Genomic DNA, 24611 nt, shown 5'->3' with positions numbered 1-24611 from the left:
GCACTTCGACTCGGGGCCGACGATCGTTCCCGGGCACTGACTGACGTCACACGCGCGACGCAGGGAGAATTGATGACACTGATCCGGGGCCGCCGCATCCTGGCGGGTGCCATGACCCTGGTCGCCGCGGCCGCGCTGGCCGCGTGCGGCAGCAAGACCACCGACGGGAACACCGCTGCGGGAGTCAGCGCCGATGTCTCCGGCGACACCGTCAAGGTGGGCCTGCTCAACTCCCTCTCCGGCACGATGGCCATCAGTGAGGTGACCGTCCGGGACTCGATCATGCTGGCGATCGAGGAGATCAACGCCGCCGGGGGCGTCCTCGGCAAGAAGGTCGAACCTGTCGGCGAGGACGGCGCCTCGGACTGGCCGACCTTCGCCGAGAAGGCCGAGAAGCTGATCCGGGAGGACCGCGTGGCGGCCGTCTTCGGCTGCTGGACCTCGGCCAGCCGCAAGGCCGTCAAGCCGGTGTTCGAGAAGAACAAGGCGCTGCTGTTCTACCCGGTGCAGTACGAGGGCCTGGAGCAGTCGCCGTACATCTTCTACACCGGAGCCACGACCAACCAGCAGATCGTCCCCGGCCTGGACTACCTCAAGGCCCAGGGCACCACCTCGCTCTACCTGGTCGGCTCCGACTACGTCTTCCCGCGCACCGCAAACAAGATCATCAAGGCGTACGCCGAGGCCAACGGGATGAAGGTGCTGGGCGAGGACTACGCCCCGCTGGGCTCCACCGAGTTCGGCACCATCACCAACAAGGTGAAGTCCTCCGGCGCGGACGCGGTCTTCAACACCCTCAACGGCGACAGCAACGTGGCGTTCTTCAAGGAGTACAAGTCCGCCGGGTTGACCGCCGCCAGCATGCCTGTGGTGTCGGTGTCGATCGCCGAGGAGGAGGTCAAGAGCATCGGCACCCAGTACCTGGAGGGCCAGCTGACCGCCTGGAACTACTACCAGACCACGCCGGGGGCGGCGAACGAGAAGTTCGTCGCGGCGTACAAGGCCAAGTTCGGGGCGGACAAGCCGACAAGCGACCCGATGGAGGCCGCGTACGTCTCGGTCTACCTGTGGAAGGCGATGGTCGAGAAGGCCGGCACCTTCGAGGTGGAGAAGGTCCGCGAGGCCTCCGACGGCATCACCTTCGAGGCGCCCGAGGGGCTTGTCACCGTGGACGGCGCCACCCAGCACATCGCCAAGACGGCACGCGTCGGCAAGGTCGGTGCGGACGGGTTGATCACCGAGGTCTGGAACTCCGGACAGCCGATCACCCCCGACCCGTACCTCAAGAGCTACCCGTGGGCCGGCGGCCTGAGCTAGCCGTCACCCCGGTTCGGGCGGGACCTCAGGTCCCGCCCGAACCGCCCCACAAGCAGTTCGGAGTACGCACCGTGACAGTTCTCATCGGCCAACTCTTCACCGGCGTCAGCATCGGGGCGGTGCTGCTGCTCATCGCGCTCGGTCTGGCCCTCACCTTCGGTCAGATGGGCGTGATCAACATGGCCCACGGCGAGTTCATCATGGCCGGGGCCTACACCACCTACGTCCTGCAACAGGTCATCACCGCGGCCGGCTGGTCGCTGCTGATCGCCCTGCCGGTCGCCTTCGTGGTGGCCGGCGCGATGGGCGTGCTGCTGGAGATCCTGCTGATCCGCCGTCTCTACGCCCGCCCGCTGGACACCCTGCTGGTCACCTGGGGGGTGTCACTGATCCTGCAACAGCTCGCCAGGGACATCTTCGGCAGCCCGAACGTGCAGACCCGCGCCCCGGAACTGCTCACCGGCAACATCGGGCTGCCCGGCGGCATCACCGTGGCCAACAACCGGCTGTTCATCCTCGCCCTGGCCGGCAGCGCGGTCCTCGCGTTGACAGTCGCCCTGCGGGTCACCCCGCTCGGCCGCCGGATCCGGGCCGTCGTGCAGAACCGGGACCTTGCCGCAGTCTCCGGCATCGCCACCGCCCGGGTCGACCGGATGACCTTCTTCATCGGCTCCGGCCTGGCCGGCATCGCCGGCGTGGCCCTCACCCTGCTCGGTCCGATCGGTCCCACCATGGGCACCAACCTGATCATCGACGCCTTCCTGGTCGTCGTGGTCGGCGGAATCGGCCAGCTCAAGGGCACCGTCATCGTCGCCTTCGCCCTGGGCGTGCTCCAGGCGACCGGCGAATACCTCACCACCCTCAGTGTCGCCAAGGTGATGGTCTTCATCGCCATCGTCGCGTTTCTCCAGTGGCGACCCCAGGGCCTGTTCACCCTGCGCACCAGGAGCCTGGCATGACCACCGTCGCCCGAGATCCCGTCGCCGCCACCGACCCCGCGCCGGCACCACCGACCAGGCCGGCGGCCGGACCGTCCCGGCACCGCTACCGGGCCGCCGCCGGGTTCGCCTTCGGTGCGGCCCTGCTCTTCGCCGTCGCGCCGCTGCTGCTGTCGGACTTCCGGCTCTCCCTGCTGGCCAAGTACCTCTGCGTGGCCATGGTCGCGGTCGGCATCGGCCTGGCCTGGGGGCGCGGCGGCATGCTCACCCTGGGCCAGGGCGTCTTCTTCGGCCTCGGTGGCTACGCGATGGCCATGCACCTCAAGCTCGCCGACGCGGGTCCGGGCAACATGCCCGACTTCATGCTGCTGTACGGGCAACTCGACGAGCTGCCACTGTGGTGGCGACCGTTCGCCAGCCCCTGGTTCGCCCTGCCCGCCACGGTGCTGCTGCCGATGGCTGTCGCCTTCGTGCTCGGGTCGCTTGTGTTCCGGCGTCGGGTGCGGGGTGCCTACTTCGCCATCCTCAGCCAGGCCCTCGCCGCCGCCATGGTGATCCTGCTGATCGGCCAGCAGGGCACCACCGGCGGCACCAACGGACTCACCGACATCCAGGGCTTCTTCGGCTACGACCTGGACGACCCGGTCAACCAGCGGATGGTCTACTTCATCATCGCCGGCACCCTGCTGGCGCTGCTGGCCCTGGCCCGGCACCTGATGCAGAGCCGCTACGGCGAACTGCTGGTGGCGGTCCGCGACTCGGAGGAACGGGTCCGTTTCCTCGGGTACGACCCGGCCACCGTCAAACTTGTCGCGTACGTGGTCGCCGCCGGCATGGCCGGGCTGGCCGGCGCACTGTTCGTTCCTGCGGTGGGCATCATCTCCCCGGCGCTGATCGGGATCGTGCCGTCGATCGAGTTCGTCATCGGCGTCGCCGTCGGCGGCCGGGCCACGCTGCTCGGTCCGGTGCTCGGCGCGGTTGCCGTGGTGTGGGCGCGTACCGCCCTGTCGGAGCGTTTCCCGGGCACCTGGACGTACCTTCAGGGCCTGCTGTTCGTGGTGGTGGTGGCGTTCCTGCCCGGCGGCCTGGCGTCGCTGATCGGCCTGGTTCGCCGCCGCGACGACGGTGAACCGCGCCCGGGTCGATTCGGCCGACTTCGGCTACGGCGGCGGGAGGGGTCGGCATGACCGGGCAGTTGCACGGGCTCTACGTGCGTGACCTGCGGGTCAGCTTCGACGGCTTCACCGCCGTTGACGGGGTGTCCCTCGACGTCGCGCCCGGCGACATCCGGTTCCTGATCGGACCCAACGGGGCCGGCAAGACCACTCTGGTCGACGCGGTCACCGGGTTGGTCCGGGCCACCGGCTCGGTGCGCTTCGGTGACCGGGAACTGCTCGGCCGGCCGGTGCACCGGATCAGCCGGCTCGGCGTCGGCCGCACCTTCCAGACCTCGACGGTGTTCGAGGAGCTGACGGTGTTGCAGAACCTCGACATCGCCGCTGGCGCCCGGCGGAGCTGGGCGACGCTGCTACGGCGTCGCCACGGCGTACCCGACGAGGTGGCCGAGGCTCTCGACGTGATCGGCCTGGCGAGTCGCGCCGACCAGCTCGCCGGCACCCTCGCCCACGGGCAGAAGCAGTGGCTGGAGATTGGCATGCTGCTGGTGCAGGACACCCGGTTGCTGCTGCTCGACGAGCCGGTCGCCGGCATGAGTCACGAGGAACGCGACGCCACCGGGCAGCTGCTGGAGAAGGTGAGCCAGCACCGCACGGTGGTGGTGATCGAGCACGACATGGACTTCCTGCGCCGCTTCGCCCGTACCGTCACCGTGCTGCACGCCGGTCGGGTGCTCAGCGAGGGCACCGTCGCCCAGGTGCAGGCCGATCCGCGCGTGCAGGAGGTCTACCTCGGTCACCCGGTCGACGCCGGGTCGGCCCCGACGCACACGGAGGCATGATGCTCGCGATACGTGGCGTGCACGCCGGTTACGGGCGCAGTCGGGTGCTGCACGGCGTCGACGTGGCGGTACCCGCCGACGGAGTCGCCACGGTGCTCGGCCACAACGGCGCCGGCAAGTCCACTCTGCTGCGGGTGGCCGCCGGCCTGCTCCGCCCCACCGCCGGACGGGTCGAACTGGACGGCGAGGACATCACCCGGCTGGCCCCGCACGAGCGGGTCGCCCGGGGCATCGCGTACGTGCCGCAGGGGCAGCAGTGCTTTCCGCACCTGACCGCGGCGGAGAACCTGCGCCTGGTCGCCGATGGTCGTCGCGACGGGACGGCGGCCACCGCGGAGGTGTTGGACCTCTTCCCGGCGCTGCGTCAGTTGCTGCGGCGGCGGGCCGGGCTGCTCTCCGGCGGTCAGCGTCAACAACTGGCCATCGCCCGGGCGCTGATCACCCGGCCCCGGCTGCTGATGCTCGACGAACCGACCGAGGGCATCCAGCCGTCGGTGGTGACCGAGATCCAGGACCGGATCGTGGCGCTTATCGCCCAGACCGGGTTCAGCGTGCTTCTGGTCGAACAGCACCTCGGGTTCGCGCTGCGGGTGGCCGACCACTACCACGTCCTGGAGTCCGGCCGCGTCACCTCCTCCGGCAACGGCGGCGCCACCGCCGAACACACGGTCCGAGAGGCCCTCGCGGTCTAACCCCACCCCCACCCCGTCGATCTTGCAGTTTCGGTCGTCGACATGCACATCTTGACCGCCTTTGCGGCGACCGAAAGTGCAAGATCGCGGAGGTTGCGGGGTGGGCCTTCCGCTGTGGGGGTTGACCGCCTAGGGTGGGCGTGGAAGCGCTCCCACGGTCCCTGGGCAAGGACTGTTTCTCGACGTGCTCGCTCCCTCACCCACCACCAGAGGAAGTCGCATGTCTGCACGTAGAAAACTCCAGGCCGTCGCGACAGCGGCCGTGGCTCTGCTCGGCCTGACCACCGTCGCACCCGCCGCGACAGCGGCCCCGACGGCTGCGGCACCGGCCGCCGCCGCGGCCACCGCCGACTGGCTGCACACCGACGGCAACCGGATCGTCGACGAGGCCGGCAACGAGGTCTGGCTCACCGGGGTCAACTGGTTCGGCTTCAACGCCAGCGAGCGGGTCTTCCACGGCCTGTGGTCGGGCAACCTCGAATCGATCACCCGCCAGATGGCCCAACGCGGCATCAACATCGTCCGGGTACCCATCTCCACGCAACTGCTGCTCGAGTGGAAGGCCGGGCAGACGATCCGGCCGAACGTCAACACGTACGTCAACCCGGAGCTGGAGGGTCTGAACAACCTCCAGGTCTTCGACCACTGGCTCGCGTTGTGCGAGAAGTACGGTCTGAAGGTCATGCTCGACGTGCACAGCGCCGAGGCGGACAACTCCGGCCACGTCTATCCGGTGTGGTGGAAGGGCAGCATCACCCCGGAACTGTTCTTCCAGGGCTGGGAATGGATCACCACCCGCTACCGGACGAACGACACCATCGTCGCGATGGACATCAAGAACGAGCCGCACGGGACCCCCAACGATCCCCAACGGGCCAAGTGGGACTCCAGCACCGACCAGGACAACTTCAAGTACGCGTGCGAGACGGCGGGCCGGCGGATCCTGGCGATCAACCCGAACCTGCTGATCCTCTGCGAGGGCATCGAGATCTACCCGCGCGCCGGTGCCACCTGGAACTCGCCGAACACCAACCCCGACCGCAGCCCCAACTACCACTACAACTGGTGGGGCGGAAACCTGCGCGGCGTGGCCGAACACCCGGTCAACCTCGGCGCCCAGCAGGACCAGCTCGTCTACTCACCGCACGACTACGGGCCGCTGGTGTACGAGCAGCCGTGGTTCGCCGGCGACTTCGACAAGGACTCGCTGACGAACGACGTGTGGCGGCCGAACTGGTTCTACATCCACGAGCAGAACATCGCGCCGCTGCTGGTCGGGGAGTGGGGTGGCCGGCTGGGGCAGGACGCCCGGCAGGACCGCTGGATGACCGCACTGCGCGATCTGATGATCGAGAACGGCATCCACCACACCTTCTGGTGCCTCAACCCCAACTCCGGTGACACCGGAGGGCTGCTGCTCGACGACTGGGCCAGCTGGGACGAGACGAAGTACAACCAGATGCTCAAGCCCGCCCTGTGGCAGCACAACGGCAAGTTCGTCGGCCTCGACCACGAGGTGCGCCTCGGCGGCACCGGCTCCACCACCGGCATGAGCCTCGCCGAGCGGTACGCCGGTGGTCCCGGCCCCGGTGACACCACCGCACCGACCGCGCCCGGTCGACCGACCGCCACCGAGGTGACCGCCACCGCCGCCACGCTGAACTGGGCGGCCGCCACGGACAACGTGGGCGTCACCTCGTACGAGGTGCTGCGGGCCACCGGGTCCGCAGCCGCCACGGTGGTCGGCACGGTCTCCGGAACCACCTACCGGGCGACCGGTCTGAGCGCCTCGACCAGCTACACCTTCACCGTGCGGGCCCGCGACGCGGCCGGCAACGTCTCGGCGGCGTCGCCGCCGCTCACCGTCACCACGCCGGCCGGCAACGACAACGGCAACGGCGACGCCGGCTGCTCCGCGACGTACCGGGTGGTCAGTTCCTGGCAGGGCGGCTACCAGGCGGAGGTGACCGTGCGCAACACCGGCACGGCGGCCATCACCGGCTGGACGGTGACCTGGAACGCCCCCGCCGGCACCACTGTCGCGTCGCTGTGGAACGGCCGGCTCACCACCTCCGGAACCACTGTGACGGTACGCAACGAGCCGTACAACGGGCAGCTCGCCGCCGGCACCAGCACCACCTTCGGGCTGACCGGCAGCGGAACGGGTACGCCGTCCGGGCTGACCTGCGCCGCGTCCTGACGCCGAAGTGTCCCTGCCCCACCCCGATCGCGGGTGGGGCAGGGGCCGCCCGGGGGCGCGACGCCACCTCGGACGGCCCCGCGCGGCCCGGGCCTGGGTGGGCCGCGTCACCGCGTTCGCATCGCCGAAAGCCTGGTCAGGCCAACCGGATGGCGTCACCGTCGACTGTGACGTTCGCGGCGGGCAGCGGAGCCCCCGCCGGGCCACTGCGTACCGAGCCGTCGGCGATGTCGAACACACTGTTGTGGCAGGCGCAGACGATCGTGCCGTCGGAGACCGAGGTGACCGTGCAGCCCTGGTGGGTGCAGGTTGCCGAGTACGCCTTGATGACCCCGTCGGTCGGCTGGGTGACCACCACGCCGGCATCAGCGAAGATCGCGCCGCCGCCGACCGGGATGTCGGCAAGCGTGGCCAGTGCCGGCGTACCCGGGTCCGCGCCGTCGTCACCCGGGGTGGCGGTGCCGGACGGATCGGCACTTGAGGTGCCCGCGGGTGGCGCGGCCGGCGGCGCGGGTGCCGCCGTCGGCTGACCGTACGTCGCACAGCCGGTGAGCGCGGCCACGCCCACCGCGCCGGTACCGGCCAGCAGGGCTCGTCGCGACCGGCAGCAGCCAGCCTGCTCGTGGTTCATCTGAGGTGCCTTGCCTTTCCGGGGATCAGAACTGGATGCCGAACGTGGTGAAGTACCAGACCGACGAGGTCAGGAAGACACCGATCAGGGCGACGAACACGACCCCGCCGACCGTGGGGAGCACCCAACCGGCGAGGCCCCGCTTGGGCAGGGTCAGCATCTTGGTGGCGAACGCACCGAAGAAGAAGCAGCCCAGCAGGGAGTGCAGCAGCGTACGGGTGTCGTAGTCGGCGAAACCGAGCGCGTAGAGGCAGTGCACCGCGACCGGCACGGTGAGCAGGAACGCGATCCGCCCGGACCAGCGGTGCGCCGCGCCGGCCCAGGACGGGGAGAAACCGCCGAGCCGCCCCCACATGGCCAGTGCGGACAGCAACTGGACGACGGCGAAGAACGCCGCCCCGGTGCCGAGCCACACCTTCACCGTCAGCGGCGAGGAGAAGCCGGCCACGTTGACCGCGATGCCGGTCGGGGTGTGGGTGCGCCCGTAGACACCGAGCGCCACCGCCACCCCGGCCCCGACGACCAGCGGCACCAGCAGCGAGGGTCGCCGCCTCGGGGCGCTCGGCGGCGGGCCGCCGAAGTCGCGCATCACCTCGACCATGGGCTCGGGCGCCCGGCGGGGCACGGTGCGTGCCCCGCCCTGCCGGTGCTGGGACATCACCGCGCTCCGGGGACGACCGGCTCGGCGACGAGGGTCACTCCGTTGACCACAGTGCTGTTGAAGGCGGGGTCCAACGGCGGTGCGGGAATGGGTTGGCCGTTCCAGGTGACGATGCCGATCTGGGTGCCGTCGGGCAGCATGATCCAGCCGCCGTCGAAGCCGGCCTTGCGGGTCTCGTCGGTCACCCGGTAGATCGCCGGAGCGGTACCGGAACCGGACTTCACCACCGCCTCGTCGGTCGACGTGTCGTCGGGTCGGGCGGTGAACTTCCACCGCCGTACGCCGACGATCATCTCACCGCTGGCGCTGTCGCCGCGGATGACACCCGTCAGCTTGGCGTCCTTGCCGGTCAGCTCGATCTTGCCGTCCCGCACCGTGCCGGACAGCCACAGCTCCATGCTCCGGCCGTCACAGACGTACGCCTCGGCCTTGCCGTCCTTCACGGTGATGGCGATCGTGGCGCCGTTCTCGAGTTCACCTATCCAGTTCTGTTCGACAGATGTCACCTCGGTACCGGCCGACGAGGCGTCGGGATCCGTCGGCGGCGACGTGCCGGCTGGTCGCCGGGCGTCGGCGTCGATGTCGCTCGGTTCCTCCCCGGGCGGCGCCGCGTCCGGGTCCACCTCGGCGTCGGCGTCGGCCTCCGCGTCGGCGGGCGGGGCCGGTGCGGCAGCCGGTGGAGCTCCGCCGGCCGCGGGTTGGGTGCCCGGCGGGGATGCCTGTGCACTCATTGTGAACAGCACGGCAGCCGTCACCGCCCCCGACAGGAGGGTGAGCAACGGGGTCAGGCGCTTCATGGGCCACTCCCTTCGCCCAGAGGTACGGAGGAGGTGGCGGATCGGTTCAATCGGGACGCCGGGAACCTGCCCGGGCGCTCAGGTTCAGACGGTGACGCGGCTGGCCGGGCGACGGCGGCGGGCGCTGGGCGTCGGGCGCACCTCGGCGGCGGAACGCGGGACGTCGGCCGGCGTCACGTCGACCGGGTGGATGCCGGCGGAGGCGGCGTCCTGAAGTGCCGCCGCCCGCAGCTGATCAAGGGCTGCGTCGAGGCTGTCGAAGATCGGGAAGACCCCGTCGAGCTTCATCGTGTGCAGCACCGTGCGGATGAACCTCGACGGGGCGGCGAGGCAGAGCCGGCCACCCCGCTCGCGTACGTCCCGGTGGGCCCGCACGAGCATGCCCAGCCCGACCGAGTCGATGACCTGCACGCGGGTCAGGTCGACCACCACCGTCCCGCTCACGTCGAACGCACCGCGCAGCGCGGCCCGCAACGCGTCGCCGGTGTCCGGGTCGAGATCGCTGTCGGCGGGTACCGCCGCCATCTCGACGACGCCACGCGTCCCACCGCTGTCGCGGTCGTCGCCGTGCGGCGGGGCGCCCGGCGGCAGCGAACTGCACCGGGGGCAGCGGTGCGGACCGGTGGCGAACGGCGAACCGCTCCACCCGTGGTCGGAGACCAGCGTCCAGACGACCTCGGCGTCGGGCAGCACACAGGCGGTGCCGGTGGTGGTCTCACCACAGACGTCGCAGATCAGGGTCATCAGGTTGTCGTCCGGTACGACGGTCATCCTGCTTCCTCTCCGGTGCCGCGGCCGGTTGGCCGGGGTACGGGACTCGGGGCGGCCGGCGGAGGGCGCCGTCGCCGTGCGGACTCCTCAGCGGGAGCCGGAGCGTTCCTTGCCGGTGGTGGCCACCGCGATCACCACCGCCACCGCGGCGAGCCCGGCCTGCACGACCAGACCCAGCAGGCTGAACCCCCGCACGCCGGCGAGCCAGGCGGTGATGGCACCGAGCAGTGCGGCGACGGCGCCGATGGTCATGGTGAGCCACAGCGGCACGCCCGGGCGGCCGGGCAGGACCAGTCGGCCGAGCGCACCGACGGCAAGGCCGATGGCGAGGGCCGTGACGATCCCGGCGCTGGTCATGCTGCTCCTCGTGCTCGCGGTCTGATGCGTCGGCTGCGGTGGGTCAGGTGCGCGCGGTGACCGCGGCACGGCCGTACGCGGCAGCGCGCGGCGCCGCGCCCGGCGACGGTGCCCCGCCAGGCGGTGCGGCGGGGGCCGCCGGGGTGGCTTCCGCCTCGGTGATCGAGGCTGGAGCGGGTCCGGCGTCGGTGTGCACCGGCAGGATCTGGTCCAGCCGGGCGGTCTGCAGGATGCGGGTGATGCGCGGGTTCGGGTTGCGTACCGCCAGCACGCCGCCGGCGCGGATCATCCGGCGGTGCACGTCGAGCAGCAGGCCGATCGCGGCGGCGTCGATGTGCCGGCAGCCGGCCAGGTCGATCACGACCTGCTGGGGGTGCAGGGCCAGCAGCTGGTCGAGGACCGCGCCGGTCTCCGGCAGGCAGGCCAGATCGAACTCGGTGATGGACACCTCCACCAGCGGCACCGAGCACTCGGGGCGTCGTGGTGCGGTCACGTCGAAGGCCCCCTCTCCTGCTGTCTCCGAGTGGCTCTCACCCTGCCCAGCGGGGTTGGCGGGCACCGCGCGGACGGATGACAGTTGCGTGACAAAACCCCCTGATGCCGGTCGCGGTTGGCCCGGTGGTGCGGCCTTGGGGATGATTCCGGTATGACAGCGGTACTGGTGATCGAGGACGACGACCGGATCCGGTTGGCGTTGCTGCTCGCTCTGGAGGACGAGGGCTACGAGGCCCGGGGAGCGGCCACCGCCGAGGAGGGGCTGCGGACGCAGCGCCGCGATCCCGCCGACTACGTCCTGGTCGACCTGATGCTGCCCGGCATCGACGGTTTCGAGGGCATCCGCCAGCTGCGCCGTGACGACGACGTGCCGATCGTCGTGGTCAGCGCCCGCGACGACACCCACGACATCGTCGCCGCCCTGGAGGCCGGTGCCGACGACTACGTGGTCAAGCCGGTGGCGATCAAGGAACTGACCGCCCGGCTGCGCGCACTGCGCCGGCGGGGCCGCACGGTGACCACCCCGGACGGCCCGGAGCCGGTGCCGGTGCTCGCCTTCGGTGAGCTGGAGGTCAGCCCCGAGGCGGGGGAGGTGCGCCGGTCCGGCGAGCCGGTCGCGGTCACCCGGACGGAGTTCCGGCTGCTGTGCGAGCTGGCCGAGCACGCCGGCCGGGTGCTCTCCCGCCAACAGCTGCTGAGCCGTGTCTGGGGGTACGACAGCGGCGACGAACGGCTTGTCGACGTGCACGTCGGGCGGCTGCGCCAGAAGATCGAGGCGGATCCGGCCAACCCCCGGCATCTGGTGACGTTGCGCGGCCTGGGCTACAAGCTGCAACGATGAGACGCCTCGGACTGCGTGCCCGGGTCACCGCCGCGTTCGCGATCGGTGCGTTGCTGCTGTCCGCCTCGATGGCCCTGGTGTCGTACGAGCTGACCCGCCGCACCCTGCTCGACGAGCGGGAGCGCACCGTGCTGCGGGCGGCGTACTACGACGCGGCGGTCGTCCGCGCCGGGCTGAACACCGAGAACCCGGACGTCGCGGAGGCGCTGCGGGCGTTGGACACCGGCACCGGGCGGCGACCCCTGGTGCTGCTCAACGGCGAGTGGTACGCCCGCAGCGCCGACAACGGGCTCACCACAATCGTCCCGGCCCGCCTCCAGGAGCTGGTCTCCGCGGGGGAGCCGGCGGTGCAGCGGGTCCGGGTCAACGACCATCCGGTGATGCTCGTCGGCGTGCCACTGTCCGAGTCGACCGCGTTCTACGAGATCGCCTCACTGCGGGAACTGGAGCAGACCTTCCAGATCCTGGCGCTGGCGCTCACCGCGGTGGCGATCATGGTGGCCGGATCGGGGGCGGCGCTCGGCTGGTACGCCACCCGACACGGACTGCGCCCGTTGACCGCCGTCGCCGACGCCGCCGAGCGGATCGCGGCCGGCGACTTCACCACCCGGCTCGCCCCGGACACCGACCCCGACCTGACCCGCCTCTCCACCTCCTTCAACCGGATGGTCGACGAGCTGGCCGGGCGGATCGACCGGGACCGGCGCTTCGCCGCCGACGTCAGCCATGAGCTGCGCTCACCGTTGCAGACGCTCGCCGCGGCGGCGAGCGTGCTGTCCCGCCGTCGGGAGAATCAGGACGAGCGGACCGCCACCGCGGCCCGGCTGGTCGCCGACGAGATCGACCGTTTCCAGCAACTTGTCAACGACCTGCTGGACCTGGCCCGTGGCGATCAGCCGGTGCACCGGGAACCGGTCGACCTGCCCGAGCTGGCCCGGCAGGCGTGCCAGGACCGGGACCTGCCGGAGTCGATGGTGCAGCTGGCGGCGGGGACGCCAACCAGCTGGCGGGTGGACCGCCGCCGGGTCACCCAGGTGTTGACCAACCTGCTCGACAACGCCGAGCGGTACGGCGCTGGGCCGGTCGCGGTGCGGCTGTCCCACACCGCTGACACGGGTGTGATCGAGGTCGACGACGAGGGCCCGGGAGTGCCGATGGAGGACCGCGAGGTGATCTTCGACCGGTTCGTCCGGGGCCGGGCGGCCAACTACCGGGGCGGCGGCGACGGCACCGGCCTGGGCCTGGCCCTGGTGGCCCAGCACGCCGCCGCGCACGGCGGCGACGCCTCGGTCAGCGACCGCCCCGAGGGCGGCGCGCGGTTCCGCGTCACACTGCCCGGGAGCGTCTCATGATCCGGTCCGCCACCGTCCGGACCCCGGGTACCGCGCGGGCTGTCCCAGCCGGGCACACCGTCCGGGCCGCGCGGCAGGCCGCGATGATCGTGGTCGCCGCCGCGCTCGTGCTGCTGGGGGCCTGCGGGGTACCCGCCGAGGACCGACCCCGTGCGGTCACCCCGCCACCCGTCCCCTTCCCGTCCACGGCCACGGCGGCACCGACGGCGGCCGAGACCGGCGCGGTGACCGAGATGCTCTACTTCGCCAGCGACGACCGCCTGGTGCCGGTGATCCGCCGGGTCGACCAGGTGCCCGCGGTCGACGCGCAGCTGCGCGGCCTGCTGGCCGGGCCCACCCCCGCCGAGCGCGACGACGGGTTGACAAGCGCCCTGCCGGGGGCCTTCACCAGCGCGGTGGTCGAACTCGTCGACGGGGTGGCCCGGGTCACCGTCGTGCTGACCGCCGTGGACACCGGCCGCAGCGACGGACGACTGGCGTACGGCCAGATCGTCTGCACGCTCAGCGCCCGCACCGACGTCAACGCGGTGCTGTTCCTGGAGGGCGGCGCGCCGCTGAGCGTCCCACGGGCGGACGGCTCGCTGTCCTCGGGGCCGCTCATCGCGGCCGACTACGCCGTGTTGATCAATCCTCGCTGAGCACCCGGATGACGGGAGTCCTGCGGTTTCGCGACGGTTGCGTGACAAAGCCGGCAGCGCCCCACTGCGGCGTTTGACCACCCCGCCTGGTCGGGCACCTGACTGACGCTCAAGTTTGACGTCGGAGGGACGGCTCTCGTGGAAATCAGTGGCTTCTTCACCGCCATCATCATCGGTCTGGTCATCGGCGCCCTCGGTCGGCTCGTCGTACCGGGTCGCCAGCGCATCCCGATCCTGCTGACCATCCTGATCGGTATCGTCGCCGCGATCCTCGGCACGCTGCTCGCCGGAGTGCTCGGCGTCGACGAAACCGCCGGCATCGACTGGATCGAGCTGTTCATTCAGATCGCCTTCGCCGCCGTCGGCGTCTCGCTGGTCGCCGGCACCTACGGCCGTCGACGCTGACCACCGCCCGACGCCGGCCCGTCCCACATCGGGGCGGGCCGCCGTCGTGCCGGCACCGATGTTGCCGGTGCCGGGCACGGCACCACCCGGTGCCGGAGCCGGTCGACCGGACCACCCGACACACGCGCAGCGCGACGACTCGTATCCTTTCCGCGAACCGTCGTGGCGACGACCGGAAAGGGACTTGGTGTGAACGACCGGGCCGAGACGTTGGAGTTCCAGGCCGAGGCGCGTCAGCTGCTCCGGCTGATGGTGCACTCGATCTACTCGAACAAGGACGTCTTCCTCCGTGAGTTGATCTCGAACGCCTCGGACGCGCTGGACAAGCTGCGCCTGGCGTCGATGGTCGACAAGGATCTCGCCGTCGACACCGGCGACCTGCACATCGTCATCGAGGTCGACCGGGACGCCCGTACCCTCACCGTGCGGGACAACGGCATCGGCATGAGCCGCGACGAGGTGGTCTCCGTCATCGGCACGATCGCCAAGTCGGGCACCGCGGAGCTGCTGCGACAGTTGCGTGAGGCCAAGGACGCGGGTGCCTCGCAGGAGCTGATCGGCCAGTTCGGCGTCGGTTTCTACGCCGCGTTCATGGTCGCCGAGCGGGTCGAGCTGGTCACCCGGCGGGCCGGCGAGACCGGCGGTACGCGCTGGGAGTCCACCGGCGAGGGCACGTACACCATCACCGAACTCGACGACGCCCCCCACGGCACGGCGGTGACCCTGCATCTCAAGCCCGCCGACGCCGAGGACAACCTGCACGACTACACCGCCGAGTGGACGATCCGGGAGATCGTCAAGCGCTACTCCGACTTCATCGCCCACCCGATCCGGATGACCGTCGAGCGGCCCGGCTCGGACGACGCCCCCGCCACCACCGAGACGGTCACGCTCAACTCGATGAAGGCGCTGTGGGCCCGGCCGCGCGGCGAGGTCGAGCCGGCCGAGTATCACGAGTTCTACAAGCACGTCAGCCACGACTGGGCGGATCCGCTCGAAACCATCCACATGCGGGGGGAGGGGACCTTCGAGTACGAGGCACTGCTGTTCATCCCCACCCACGCACCGCTGGACCTGTTCTCCCCACAGGGGCGCCGGGGCGTGCAGCTCTACGTCAAGCGTGTGTTCATCATGGACGACTGCGACGCGCTGATGCCCAACTACCTGCGCTTCGTCAAGGGCGTGGTGGACGCACACGACCTGTCGCTGAACATCTCCCGGGAGATCCTCCAGCAGGACCGGCAGATCCGTGCCGTACGCCGCCGCCTGGTCAAGAAGGTCCTCGCCACGGTGAAGGACCTCAAGACCGACCAGCCGGAGCGGTACCGCACCTTCTGGACCGAGTTCGGGCCGGTGGTGAAGGAGGGGCTGATCGAGGACCCCGACAACCAGGACACCCTGCTGGAGATCCTGTCGGTGGCCTCCACCCACGACCCGGCCGACCAGACCGACCTGGCCGGCTACGTCGCCCGCATGCACGAGGGCCAGAACGACATCTACTACGCCACCGGCGAGAACCGGGCCACCATCGAGAACTCCCCGCACATGGAGGCGTTCCGCGCCAAGGGCTACGAGGTGCTGCTGCTCACCGACCCGGTCGACGAGGTCTGGGTCGAGCGGGTGGGCAGCTACGCCGGCAAGGCGCTGCGCTCGGTCGCCAAGGGGCAGGTCGACCTGGACACCGAGCAGGAGCGTACCGAGGCCGAGGCGGAACGTGAGCGGCAGCGCACCGAGTACGCCGACCTGCTCGGCTGGATGGGCGAGGTGCTGGCCGACAGCGTCAAGGAGGTCCGGCTGTCGTCCCGCCTGACCACCTCGCCGGCCTGCGTGGTGGGCGACGCGCACGACCTCACCCCGACGCTGGAGAAGATGTACCGCGCGATGGGTCAGGAGGTGCCGAAGGTCAAGCGGATCCTGGAGCTCAACCCGACCCACCCGCTCGTCACCGGCCTGCGCAAGGCACACGAACAGGGCGGCACCGGCGACTCCCTGGCGGAGACCGCCGAGCTGCTCTACGGCACCGCGCTGCTCGCCGAGGGCGGTGACCTGGCCGACCCGTCGCGGTTCGCCCGGATCCTCGCCGACCGCCTCGCCCGCACCCTGTAGCCGTACCGCCGCGTCGTCCGCCCCGGCCCGCTCGTCGCACCGGCCGGGGCGAGCCGCGTCGTGGCGGTCGGCGCCGGCTCAGCCGTCGAGGAGGCGGCGTGCCTGCGTCGAGACCTCGCCGGGATACGGCGGATCCGCATCGAGGACGATGTTGGCGAGGGCGGTCCGCAGCGAGGTGACCGTGACAGCGCCGGTCCGGTCAGTGACGAGCTGTTCGGGATCGACCTCGGCGAGGGCGGCCAGCGCCGTCGAGTAGACGTCCCGGACGGCGTCGTGCGGTGGAGGCTGAAGCATCGAGCCCAGCTCGCCCGAGCTGATCCGGCCGCGGAGTCGGACATCCCAGACGAAGACGAAGTACGCGATTTCGGCGACCAGCTGCCGGTCTTCCAGTCGCTGTGCCTCGGTGGCGACGACTGTCAGCCAGTGCCACGGCCGATCGATCCCGAGATCCCCGGTCTGGTGGACCAGACGGGCGTTGCGCATAAGCGTCTCCAGGTCGGGGACGCCGCCGCCGGCATGAACCACCGCCTGCGCGGCCTGCTGCATGAGCTCGTCGTCACCCAGAGCCGAGAGGAAGGTCCGGACCACCCCGCGCGCGGTCTCCAGGTCTCCCGGTGCCACGGTGGGTGGTGGTGGAGGTCCTGGAAATGGTGCGGGAGGCGGCTTGCGTTTCCGGCCGAAGATTCCCACGTGTTCGGGCTCCGTTCGATGTCGGCTGAGGGGCTGCCCGCGAACGTCCGGGGACAGGTGCAGCGCGGGCGACCGGTCTGTCGGATCCTGGTCGATCATGCCTGTCCTGGCAACGCCGTCGCGATGCTTTGTCGATCATCAGGTGCCCACCGAGAGCAGCCGTCGTGCACCGCGCGTCAAGCGCGCGGTGGCTGGGTAACACCGCAGTCATGAGCACGAGTGTGGTGGTGGACCCGGACAGCCCGCAGGCCCCGGCCGTGACGGTGGGCACCGTCGCGGTGGTGGCCCACCGGAAGAAGAACCTCGGTGGTGGCCTGGACGAACTGCGGGCGGTCCTGGTCGGCGCGGGCGTCGAGCACCTGCTCTGGTACGAGGTGCCCAAGAGCCGCAAGGCGCCGAAGAAGGTCCGCAAGGCGCTCGACAAGGGTGCCGAGCTGGTCTTCGTCTGGGGCGGCGACGGCATGGTCCAACGCTGCGCCGACACCCTGGCGGGCACCCGGATCCCGATGGCGATCCTGCCGGCCGGCACCGCCAACCTGTTCGCCACCAACCTGGGCATTCCCGAGGACCTGCGGGAGGCGGTGCGGATCGGTCTGCACGGCCGGCGTCGCCGTCTCGACCTGGGCAAGCTCAACGGTGAGCACTTCGCGGTGATGGCCGGTGCCGGCTTCGACGGTGACCTCATCCGCGAGGCGGACCGGGAGATGAAGGGCCGCCTCGGCCGGCTCGCCTACGTGTGGACCGGGCTGCGCCACGTGCGTGGCGAGCTGACCCGGACCCGGATCACCGTCGACGGTGCCACCTGGTTCGACGGTGCGGCCAGTTGCGTGCTGTTCGGCAACGTCGGCACCATCACCGGCGGGATCCCCGCCTTCGACGACGCCCGCCCCGACAGCGGCGCGCTGGAGATCGGCGTCTCCACCGCCAGCGGGGCCGTCGACTGGGCCCGCACCCTCGGCAAGATGGCCACCGGCCGTTCCGACGATTCGAAGTTCGTGCGGATCACCCGCGGCCGCAAGGTCAAGGTCCGCTTCGCCGAGCCGAAGACCTACGAGCTGGACGGCGGCGCCCGCAGCACAGCACGGAAGCTGAAGGTACGGGCCGTGCCCGCCGCCCTGACCGTCTGCTGCCCCGAACCTGACGCCGAGGAAGCGTCCGCATCGCGGTGAAGGGGTGACGCGGCCGGAGCACCGGTCCGCCGCGAACGCGGCGTCCGATCACCGCCGGACAGTTGACCCTCGGTCGACCAGGCTTGCGTCATGAACAACGCACTTGACGGCAAGGTGGCTCTGGTCACCGGCGGTAGTCGTGGGATTGGCGCGGCGGTGGCGCTGCGTCTGGCCGAGGAGGGCGCCGATGTGGCGCTGACGTTTCAGCGGAATCAGCGACGCGCCGACGACATGGTGGATCAGATCAAGACCGCGGGACGGCGGGCTGTCGCCGTGCGGGCGGACAGCGCCGACGCGGCGGCCGTGGTCGGCGCGGTCGACCGGGTCGCCGACGAATGGGGTCGGTTGGACATCCTGGTCAACAACGCCGGCGCGTTCCTGCTCGGCCCGCTGGAGCACCTGAGCCTGGACGAGTTCGAACAGACCGTCGCGGTCAACGTACGGGCGCCGTTCGTCGCCTCCCAGGCTGCGGTGCGCCACATGTCGGCCGGTGGGCGGATCATCAACATCGGTAGCAACACGGCCGAGCGAGCAGTCTTTCCGGGCTTCTCGCTGTACGCGATGAGCAAGACCGCCCTGATCGGACTGACCAAGGCACTCGGACGCGAACTCGGCGGCCGGGCGATCACCGTCAATCTGGTGAACCCAGGGGCCACGGACACCGAACTGAACCCGGCCGACGGCCCCAACGCCGAGACGATAAACGGGTTCACCGCCCTCGGCCACTACGCGGACCCCGCCGACGTGGCTGCCACGGTGGCATTCCTCGCCAGCCCGGACGGGCGCTACATCACCGGGGCGACGATCAACGTCGACGGCGGCTTCACCATCTGAACCCCGGCTCACCGCCGTCGTGTCCACAGTGGCTGTGTTACGGCTCAGCGGGTGGCGAGAGCCGTCAGCCGGGACAACAGCCGGGTACGGATGTCCCGCTGGCCCTCGTCATCGGTCCGCAACCACGGGCATGCCACGTCGAACGCCACCACGCGGTCAGTCGCGAACAGTCGCGCGCAGGCGGCCAGAACAGCGTCCGCCGGCGGTCCGTTCGGCACCGGGTAACGGAGACCGGGCACCTCGCCCGAGTCGATGACGTCCACGTCGATGTGCAGGACGAGCGGCCCGGCCGGCACGGTGTCCGCGGCAACCTCGGAGACCGGGATCCGGCGGGTCGGGCTGACGGCCAGATACTCGACCTCGGCCGGATCCAGGTCCCGGGCGTCGACCAGCACCGTGCGCTCCGCCGGCACCGGCCGCAACCCGATCACGTCGGCGTACCTGTCGGGATGCGCGCCGTTCAGCAGGCGCAGCGAAAGACCTCCCAGATAGCCCGACGTGCTCGTCTGCAAGGTGTGCACGTCACCATGGGCGTCGAACCAGACAACCGCCGGGTCCACTCCCGCTCCCTGCACCCCGGCGACGGTGCCGCCGGCAACCAGACAGTCGCCGGAGAGCACCACCGGTACGCCGCCGGCCGCCACCACCGGCGACACCGCCCTCGCGGTAGCGGCACACACCCCCGCCACGCGCCGCCAGGCATCACCGTCGAGCACCTGCGACCGAACGGTGATGTCCGCCGACACCGGGATCTCATCGTCCAGCAGTCGCTCATCTTGGTGGTAGGGCACCAGGATTGTCGTCACGCCTCACCCTATCCACGTTCCACGGTCCATGTGCATCGCCGGGAGGCGGCCCCCGGCGATGTCGTCCGGTTGACCTCAAGCGAGGTTGAGGTCTGATGATCGTGCCATGGTTGGAATCGAGAAATCGGCAGTCGCGGTCATCGGCACCGGAGCCATCGGTAGCGCGGTGACACATCGGCTACTGGGAGGCGGGCACGATGTCACGGTGTGGAACCGCACCGAAGGTCGGGCAACCGACCTGGTGGCGGCCGGGGCGCTACCCACTCGGTCCGTTCGGGAGGCTGTGTCAGCAAGCTCCCTCGTCTTCCTGACCCTCAAGGACTTCGCAGCGGTCGAGCAGTGCCTTGCCCAGATCGACATGGACCTGTCCGGGCGTACGGTTGTCGGGATGTACACGGGGACCGCCAGTGAGGCGCGGGTAGCGGCCCGGCGGGTAACCAGCGGAGGCGCGCATTACCTCGACGCGGGGATCCAGGCCTCGCCCGAGATGATCGGCACCGATACCGCGACCATCCTGTACAGCGGATCTCCGTACGCCTTCGAGCAGCACCGCAGGACCCTCGATCTGCTGAGCACGCCACGCTTTGTCGGTGAAGCGCCGGAAGCTGCTGCGGTGTGGGATCTCGCCCTGTTCGGCGTCTGGTACGACGCCCAACTCGGCCTGCTACGAGCCCTGGAAACGGCCCGGGCGGCTGGTGTCGACGTGGTGGAGTTCTCCCGCACGGCGAGTACTCAACTCGGCCACGTCGTTGCGGCGGTTCCCGCCACCGTCTCGGAGATGCAGCGGGCCACCTACCCGCCAGGCCCCGCAGACCTCACTGAACATCTGACAGTCGTCCGTCATCTCATCGCGCTGCGGGCCGACCGACGTCTCGGCGATGGCGGATTGGCGGAGGTGGCGGCACGAGTCGAAGCGCTCATCGCGGACGGCCGCGGCGGCGAGGGCTTGACCGCAACGGTCGGGTAGCGACCGTCTACCGGCACGCGCTCACGGCGCCCCCGGGAAACCAGTTCCTGGGCGTCACGCCTTCCGCGCGCGTCGTCCCCGGGCATCCCGACCACGGGCAGGCCCGGCGTGCGACATCAGCGGGTGCCCGCTACGTCGTCGGGTCGGGGTGCAGGACCATCGCGAACGTCGTCCGGCGCCGTCGCCGACCCGCCGTCCGCGTCCGCAGGGGTCGTACGAGATCGGTGATCGCGGCGGCGAGCTGGCGCGACTCGGCAGGAGTGATCCAGACCGGAACCTGCTGGTACACCACGCCGTCGCGGGTGGGGGCGGCGCCGGTGGTCCGCAGGTACTGCTCGAACCCGGCGACCAGCGCGCCCACGAACGCGGCGAAGTAGCGCTGGTGGTCGCCGGGAGTGGCGGCGTCGAAGTCGCGGGGGCCGAGGGTGACCGCGGACTCCACCACCGTGTACGTGCGCTGCGTGCCGCCACGCACCCGCTCCTCGCGGGCCACCCGGAGCACTCCCGCGTCGACCAGGCGTCCGACGTGTCGGTAGAGCGACGCCTGAGGGATATCGCTGAGTTCGGCGCTGAGCTGGCGTGCGGTCAGCTCGCGATCCATCAGTGCGTGCACGATGCGCAACCGGCCCGGATGCAGCACGGTCTCCACGATTCCGGCGCTGGCTCCAGCCGGCTCGGCATTGATTCTCACAAGTAAGAATGTTAGCTTCAGCATCAATGCTTCTCAACATTGAGAATAAAGGGTGGGTCGTTGCGGGAGCACACTGTCGAGATCAGGGCTGCGGGAGCGCTGCTGGCCGGCACGCTCACCCGGCCCAACGTGGACGGCCGGCGCCCCTGCGCGCTGCTCATCAACGGATCCGGGCCGCTCGACCGCGACTCCGCCATGCCCGGGATGGCGTTGGGGCTGGGCCGGGCACTCGCGGTGGCCCTGACCCACGACGGCTGCGCCGTTCTGCGCTACGACAAGCGGGGCGTGGGTGCCTCGCAGGGTGACTACCTGAGCACCGGCTTCCACGACGAGTGCCGCGACGCCGCTGCCGCCCTCGCCGCGCTGCGCGCCCACCCCGCGGTTGACCCGGAGCGGGTCTTCGTCGTCGGGCACTCGACCGGCGCGGTGGTGGCGGCCACCCTCGTACGGACCGTTCCACCGCCCGCCGGATATGTGCTGCTCGCAGGTGCCGCACAGCCCGGCGACAAGGTGATGGCCTGGCAGAGCGCCCGGATCGCGGCCACGCTGCCACGGCCACTGCGGCCGTTGGGCCCGGTACTGGTGCGCCGTCAGGCCCGCGAGCGCGACCGGATCCGCCGGTCCACCGCCGACCGGCACGACCGCATGCCCCGCTCGCGCCTCACCGATCAATGGCTACGTGAATACCTGGCCCACGACCCGGGCCCGGACCTGGCCGCCATCGACAGACCGGTGCTGGCGATCACCGGCGGCAAGGACGTCCAGGTCGACCCCTCCGACGTCGCGCGCATCGGCCGCCTCGTGACCGGGCCGTTCGACGGTGAAGTGCCGACCGACCTCACCCACCTGCTACGCCGCGACCACGGACCGCCGGGACTGTGGCGGTACCGAGGGCAGGTCAGCAGGCCGATGGACGACTGGGTGACCGAACGCATTCTGGCGTGGGCCCGGACCCGTCTCGGCTACTTCGTGAAGTAGGCGGCGCTCTCCGCGTCTGCCGGATAGTAGGACTCGATCGCGACCTCGTCGATTGTGATGTCCATCGGGGTACCGAATGTGGTGATTGTGGAGAACAGCCGCAGCTCTTGTCCGCCGACGCTGAGGATCATCGGGATCACGACGTCGGTGTCGACCCGTTGGCCCGACGCGTCGGCGGGCTCGGGTGCCAGGAGTTCCTCGTAGAGTGCGGTGAGTTCGGGGTCGGGGGCCGTGGCGAGCTGGCGTGAGATCCGCGTGCGGAACACCGCGCGTACGTCGGCCAGGTTGACGACCAGGCGAGCGAGCCCGCGCGGGTCCAGTCCCAGCCGCACCAGGTTGACCGGTGGCCGCAGCAGGTCGGGAGCCACCTGTGCGAAGAACGGGTCGACAGCGCGATTCGTCATCACGATGTTCCACCGGCGGTCGAAGACCACAGCCGGGTACGGCTCGTGCGCGCGAAGCACCCTGCGGATCGCGTCCTGGACGGCCGACAGCGCATCGTCGTCGAGGGGACGCTCGGTGTACCGGGGTGCGAAGCCGCCGGCGAGCAGGAGCCGGTTGCGATCACGTAGCGGCACGTGGAGCGGGGCGGCGAGCCGGAGGATCATGTCAGCGCTCGGCTTGGATCGACCCGTCTCGACCAGGCTGACGTGACGGGCCGAGACGTCCGCGGCAATAGCAAGATCCAACTGGCTGAGTCCCCGGCGGTGTCGCCACTGCCGCAGAAGTTCCCCGACCGTGTGCACGATCATGAAGCGTACCCATCGTGGAGCCGGACGCCATGAAATCCGATGTCATCGACAAGCGACGCGGACGCGGAAACACTGCGTCCATGACCACGGAGAACAAGAACATCGTCCAACGGGCGCTGGCGGGGCTGATCGAGACAGGTGACGTTGACGCGCTCGCCCGGTCGCTGAGTGACGACTTCGTCCACCACCGGCCGGGTTCCATCACATCGACCAAAGGGGAATGGATCGCCGCCGTCCGCGCCGCGCTGGTGCCGCTCGCCGGCATGCAGGTCGAGATAGATCAGGTGCTGGCCGAGGGCGATCACGTCGTGGTGCACTCACGGCGCTGGCTTCCGGACACCGGGCCGGAGATTGCGGTAGTCGACATCTGGCGGATCGACGATGGGCTGATCGCCGAGGGGTGGGAGATCATCGAGCCGGTCGCCCAGGTCGCCGCGAATCTGGTGTGGTGGGCACCTGTGCAGCGCTGACCGTGGGCAAGCCCCCTGCGTGCGCACCTCGCCGACCGCCTGGCCAGGCCCGCGTCCCTGCCATGATCGGATATCCGCTCACGCCCGGCTTATCCGGCTGGTGACTGCCAACCTGCGGTGATGGTGCCGAGGTGAGCGGTCACCGCGTCAGGGTCGACGAGTTGGTGGAGGTGTCCGCCGGGAACCTCCGCGACGCTCCAGCCCCGGGTCCGTGACTCCTGCGCCTCACGGTCGTACGGCGGTCCGAACAGCAGGTACGCGCAGGGCCGGTGGTCCCAGCCCGGAGGCACCGGGAGTTGCTGCTCGTAGTAGCTCACCGGAAGCCGGGGCTGCTCGGCCGAGACAAGTGCTCTGGTCCCGGAATCGGGAAACAGCGGCGCGACGATGTCTTCTTCCCACCACGTCGTCCATTGCGGCAACCGACCCTCCGCTGCGATCGACCGCAGGTGGGCCAGCCGCTCGGGTGACGCGGCAGGCGTCGCCCCGCAACGCGAGGGCAGGCTGGCATCGACGAACAAGCATCCCGCGACCGGACGGCCGGCCGCCCGTACGACAGTTGGCACCAGAAGGCCAGCGTTGCTGTGGGCAACCAGCACGATCGGCTGGTCCTGCGGCAGGTGGGAGACGCTGTCTCTGACGGTGGTGCAGATCCTGGGCCAGAACGGCGGGTCGTCGGCGTCGGCCACCTGGATCAACGACGGCACCACCGTGGCCGTGCCCAGTGCCCTCAGCCTGGCCGCCACCGGAGCCCAGGTCAGGGGCCCCAGCAACAGGCTGTGCAGGAGGACGACCGCGGGCTTCACACGTCCATCATCCACGGACCGCGCCGGGCGACCGTCACCCCGATCGACAATCGGCCCCGCGGCAGGAGCGGGGACGAGCCGGGTTGACGTGCTGGTCATGCTGAAGCCGTATGCCGACGGACCATCCAGAGGAGAACCGATGCGCAAGCCGGTCACGACTGCCGCCGTCCTTGTCGGGCTCGGCATCGGCGTGGCAATCGGTCCGTCCCTCGGTGCGGCCGCGCTCTGGTCCGGCGTCGCGATCGCCGTGCTCGGTGTCGCGCTTCTCCTGGTTGGCAGGAGGACACCCGATC

General features: G+C 70.4%; 27 protein-coding genes. 16 read left to right on the top strand and 11 right to left on the bottom strand.

The window, feature by feature from the left end:
• Nucleotides 1-72 precede the first annotated feature (72 nt).
• The 6 genes from urtA to AB0I71_RS14270 all read left to right on the top strand — a co-directional run bounded on the left by urtA (nt 73) and on the right by AB0I71_RS14270 (nt 7104).
• Nucleotides 73-1317, top strand: coding sequence for an urea ABC transporter substrate-binding protein (gene urtA / locus AB0I71_RS14295; RefSeq protein ID WP_357584508.1), 1245 nt, complete (start codon nt 73-75; stop codon nt 1315-1317).
• A gap of 71 nt (nt 1318-1388) precedes the next feature.
• Nucleotides 1389-2276, top strand: a complete 888-nt coding sequence (gene urtB, locus AB0I71_RS14290; protein ID WP_357584506.1) for an urea ABC transporter permease subunit UrtB — start codon at nt 1389-1391, stop codon at nt 2274-2276.
• Nucleotides 2273-3442, top strand: a complete 1170-nt coding sequence (gene urtC / locus AB0I71_RS14285) for an urea ABC transporter permease subunit UrtC (protein WP_357584504.1) — start codon at nt 2273-2275, stop codon at nt 3440-3442. The genes urtB and urtC overlap by 4 nt, the downstream gene beginning before the upstream one ends.
• Nucleotides 3439-4212, top strand: a complete 774-nt coding sequence (gene urtD / locus AB0I71_RS14280; protein ID WP_357584501.1) for an urea ABC transporter ATP-binding protein UrtD — start codon at nt 3439-3441, stop codon at nt 4210-4212. Before urtC ends, urtD begins: the two co-directional genes overlap by 4 nt.
• Nucleotides 4212-4904 (top strand): urea ABC transporter ATP-binding subunit UrtE, encoded by a 693-nt coding sequence (gene urtE / locus AB0I71_RS14275; RefSeq protein WP_357584499.1) that lies wholly within the window; start codon nt 4212-4214, stop codon nt 4902-4904. The genes urtD and urtE overlap by 1 nt, the downstream gene beginning before the upstream one ends.
• A gap of 220 nt (nt 4905-5124) precedes the next feature.
• A complete protein-coding gene (locus AB0I71_RS14270) occupies nt 5125-7104 on the top strand; it encodes a cellulase family glycosylhydrolase (RefSeq protein ID WP_357584497.1) in 1980 nt (659 codons plus the stop codon).
• A 136-nt stretch (nt 7105-7240) separates the two neighbouring features.
• On the opposite strand, the gene AB0I71_RS14265 is transcribed toward AB0I71_RS14270, so the two are convergent.
• From AB0I71_RS14265 to AB0I71_RS14240, 6 genes are all read right to left on the bottom strand, one after another.
• Nucleotides 7241-7735: a Rieske (2Fe-2S) protein gene (locus AB0I71_RS14265; protein ID WP_357584495.1), complete on the bottom strand. Its 495-nt coding sequence runs from the start codon at nt 7733-7735 to the stop codon at nt 7241-7243.
• 25 nt (nt 7736-7760) lie between these two features.
• Entirely contained in the window at nt 7761-8324 is a 564-nt protein-coding gene (locus AB0I71_RS14260) for a DUF6529 family protein (RefSeq protein ID WP_357584714.1), read from the bottom strand.
• A 68-nt stretch (nt 8325-8392) separates the two neighbouring features.
• Complete coding sequence (locus AB0I71_RS14255) at nt 8393-9193, bottom strand: hypothetical protein (protein ID WP_357584493.1); 801 nt, start codon at nt 9191-9193, stop codon at nt 8393-8395.
• Between the two features lie 84 nt (nt 9194-9277).
• Nucleotides 9278-9964, bottom strand: a complete 687-nt coding sequence (locus AB0I71_RS14250; RefSeq protein WP_357584491.1) for an STAS domain-containing protein — start codon at nt 9962-9964, stop codon at nt 9278-9280.
• 87 nt (nt 9965-10051) lie between these two features.
• Nucleotides 10052-10321, bottom strand: coding sequence for a GlsB/YeaQ/YmgE family stress response membrane protein (locus AB0I71_RS14245; RefSeq protein WP_357584488.1), 270 nt, complete (start codon nt 10319-10321; stop codon nt 10052-10054).
• A 43-nt stretch (nt 10322-10364) separates the two neighbouring features.
• A complete protein-coding gene (locus AB0I71_RS14240; protein WP_357584486.1) occupies nt 10365-10814 on the bottom strand; it encodes an STAS domain-containing protein in 450 nt (149 codons plus the stop codon).
• A gap of 153 nt (nt 10815-10967) precedes the next feature.
• Here AB0I71_RS14240 and AB0I71_RS14235 point away from each other — a divergent pair, with 153 nt between their 5' ends.
• From AB0I71_RS14235 to htpG, 5 genes are all read left to right on the top strand, one after another.
• The gene (locus AB0I71_RS14235; protein ID WP_357584484.1) at nt 10968-11657 is read left to right on the top strand and encodes a response regulator transcription factor; all 690 of its coding nucleotides are present in this window, start codon (nt 10968-10970) and stop codon (nt 11655-11657) included.
• Nucleotides 11654-13009 carry a HAMP domain-containing sensor histidine kinase gene (locus AB0I71_RS14230; RefSeq protein WP_357584482.1) on the top strand — a complete coding sequence of 452 codons (1356 nt, stop codon included), beginning with the start codon at nt 11654-11656 and terminating at the stop codon, nt 13007-13009. Before AB0I71_RS14235 ends, AB0I71_RS14230 begins: the two co-directional genes overlap by 4 nt.
• An 83-nt stretch (nt 13010-13092) precedes the next feature.
• Complete coding sequence (locus AB0I71_RS14225) at nt 13093-13647, top strand: GerMN domain-containing protein (RefSeq protein ID WP_357584712.1); 555 nt, start codon at nt 13093-13095, stop codon at nt 13645-13647.
• A 138-nt stretch (nt 13648-13785) separates the two neighbouring features.
• Nucleotides 13786-14052, top strand: a complete 267-nt coding sequence (locus tag AB0I71_RS14220) for a GlsB/YeaQ/YmgE family stress response membrane protein (RefSeq protein ID WP_357584480.1) — start codon at nt 13786-13788, stop codon at nt 14050-14052.
• 189 nt (nt 14053-14241) lie between these two features.
• Nucleotides 14242-16158: a molecular chaperone HtpG gene (htpG, locus tag AB0I71_RS14215; RefSeq protein WP_357584478.1), complete on the top strand. Its 1917-nt coding sequence runs from the start codon at nt 14242-14244 to the stop codon at nt 16156-16158.
• Between the two features lie 78 nt (nt 16159-16236).
• Here the strand turns inward: htpG and AB0I71_RS14210 are convergent, their stop codons facing one another.
• Entirely contained in the window at nt 16237-16779 is a 543-nt protein-coding gene (locus AB0I71_RS14210; RefSeq protein WP_357584476.1) for a hypothetical protein, read from the bottom strand.
• Nucleotides 16780-17057: 278 nt separating this feature from the next.
• Here AB0I71_RS14210 and AB0I71_RS14205 point away from each other — a divergent pair, with 278 nt between their 5' ends.
• Nucleotides 17058-18017, top strand: coding sequence for a diacylglycerol kinase family protein (locus AB0I71_RS14205; RefSeq protein ID WP_357584474.1), 960 nt, complete (start codon nt 17058-17060; stop codon nt 18015-18017).
• Between the two features lie 90 nt (nt 18018-18107).
• Nucleotides 18108-18851, top strand: coding sequence for an SDR family oxidoreductase (locus tag AB0I71_RS14200; protein WP_357584472.1), 744 nt, complete (start codon nt 18108-18110; stop codon nt 18849-18851).
• A gap of 44 nt (nt 18852-18895) precedes the next feature.
• On the opposite strand, the gene AB0I71_RS14195 is transcribed toward AB0I71_RS14200, so the two are convergent.
• Nucleotides 18896-19657, bottom strand: coding sequence for an arginase family protein (locus tag AB0I71_RS14195; RefSeq protein ID WP_357584470.1), 762 nt, complete (start codon nt 19655-19657; stop codon nt 18896-18898).
• Nucleotides 19658-19763: 106 nt separating this feature from the next.
• Here AB0I71_RS14195 and AB0I71_RS14190 point away from each other — a divergent pair, with 106 nt between their 5' ends.
• Complete coding sequence (locus tag AB0I71_RS14190; RefSeq protein WP_357584468.1) at nt 19764-20624, top strand: NAD(P)-binding domain-containing protein; 861 nt, start codon at nt 19764-19766, stop codon at nt 20622-20624.
• 130 nt (nt 20625-20754) lie between these two features.
• Here AB0I71_RS14190 and AB0I71_RS14185 read toward each other — a convergent pair whose 3' ends face one another.
• Nucleotides 20755-21315 (bottom strand): helix-turn-helix domain-containing protein, encoded by a 561-nt coding sequence (locus AB0I71_RS14185; protein ID WP_357584466.1) that lies wholly within the window; start codon nt 21313-21315, stop codon nt 20755-20757.
• Nucleotides 21316-21375: 60 nt separating this feature from the next.
• Between AB0I71_RS14185 and AB0I71_RS14180 the strand changes: the two genes are divergently transcribed.
• Entirely contained in the window at nt 21376-22293 is a 918-nt protein-coding gene (locus AB0I71_RS14180; protein WP_357584464.1) for an alpha/beta fold hydrolase, read from the top strand.
• Here the strand turns inward: AB0I71_RS14180 and AB0I71_RS14175 are convergent.
• Nucleotides 22278-23045 (bottom strand): helix-turn-helix transcriptional regulator, encoded by a 768-nt coding sequence (locus AB0I71_RS14175; RefSeq protein ID WP_357584463.1) that lies wholly within the window; start codon nt 23043-23045, stop codon nt 22278-22280. The two genes, AB0I71_RS14180 and AB0I71_RS14175, sit on opposite strands and share 16 nt — an antisense overlap.
• 14 nt (nt 23046-23059) lie before the next feature.
• Here AB0I71_RS14175 and AB0I71_RS14170 point away from each other — a divergent pair, with 14 nt between their 5' ends.
• A complete protein-coding gene (locus tag AB0I71_RS14170; RefSeq protein WP_357584461.1) occupies nt 23060-23515 on the top strand; it encodes a nuclear transport factor 2 family protein in 456 nt (151 codons plus the stop codon).
• An 89-nt stretch (nt 23516-23604) separates the two neighbouring features.
• Here AB0I71_RS14170 and AB0I71_RS14165 read toward each other — a convergent pair whose 3' ends face one another.
• Nucleotides 23605-24318, bottom strand: coding sequence for an alpha/beta hydrolase (locus tag AB0I71_RS14165; protein ID WP_357584459.1), 714 nt, complete (start codon nt 24316-24318; stop codon nt 23605-23607).
• Nucleotides 24319-24611 lie beyond the last annotated feature (293 nt).

It is taken from the genome of Micromonospora sp. NPDC049891, assembly GCF_040660295.1.
Taxonomy (GTDB): domain Bacteria; phylum Actinomycetota; class Actinomycetes; order Mycobacteriales; family Micromonosporaceae; genus Micromonospora.
The sequence above is the reverse complement of the archived record's forward strand: the minus strand, read 5'-3'. Positions and strand labels throughout refer to the sequence as shown.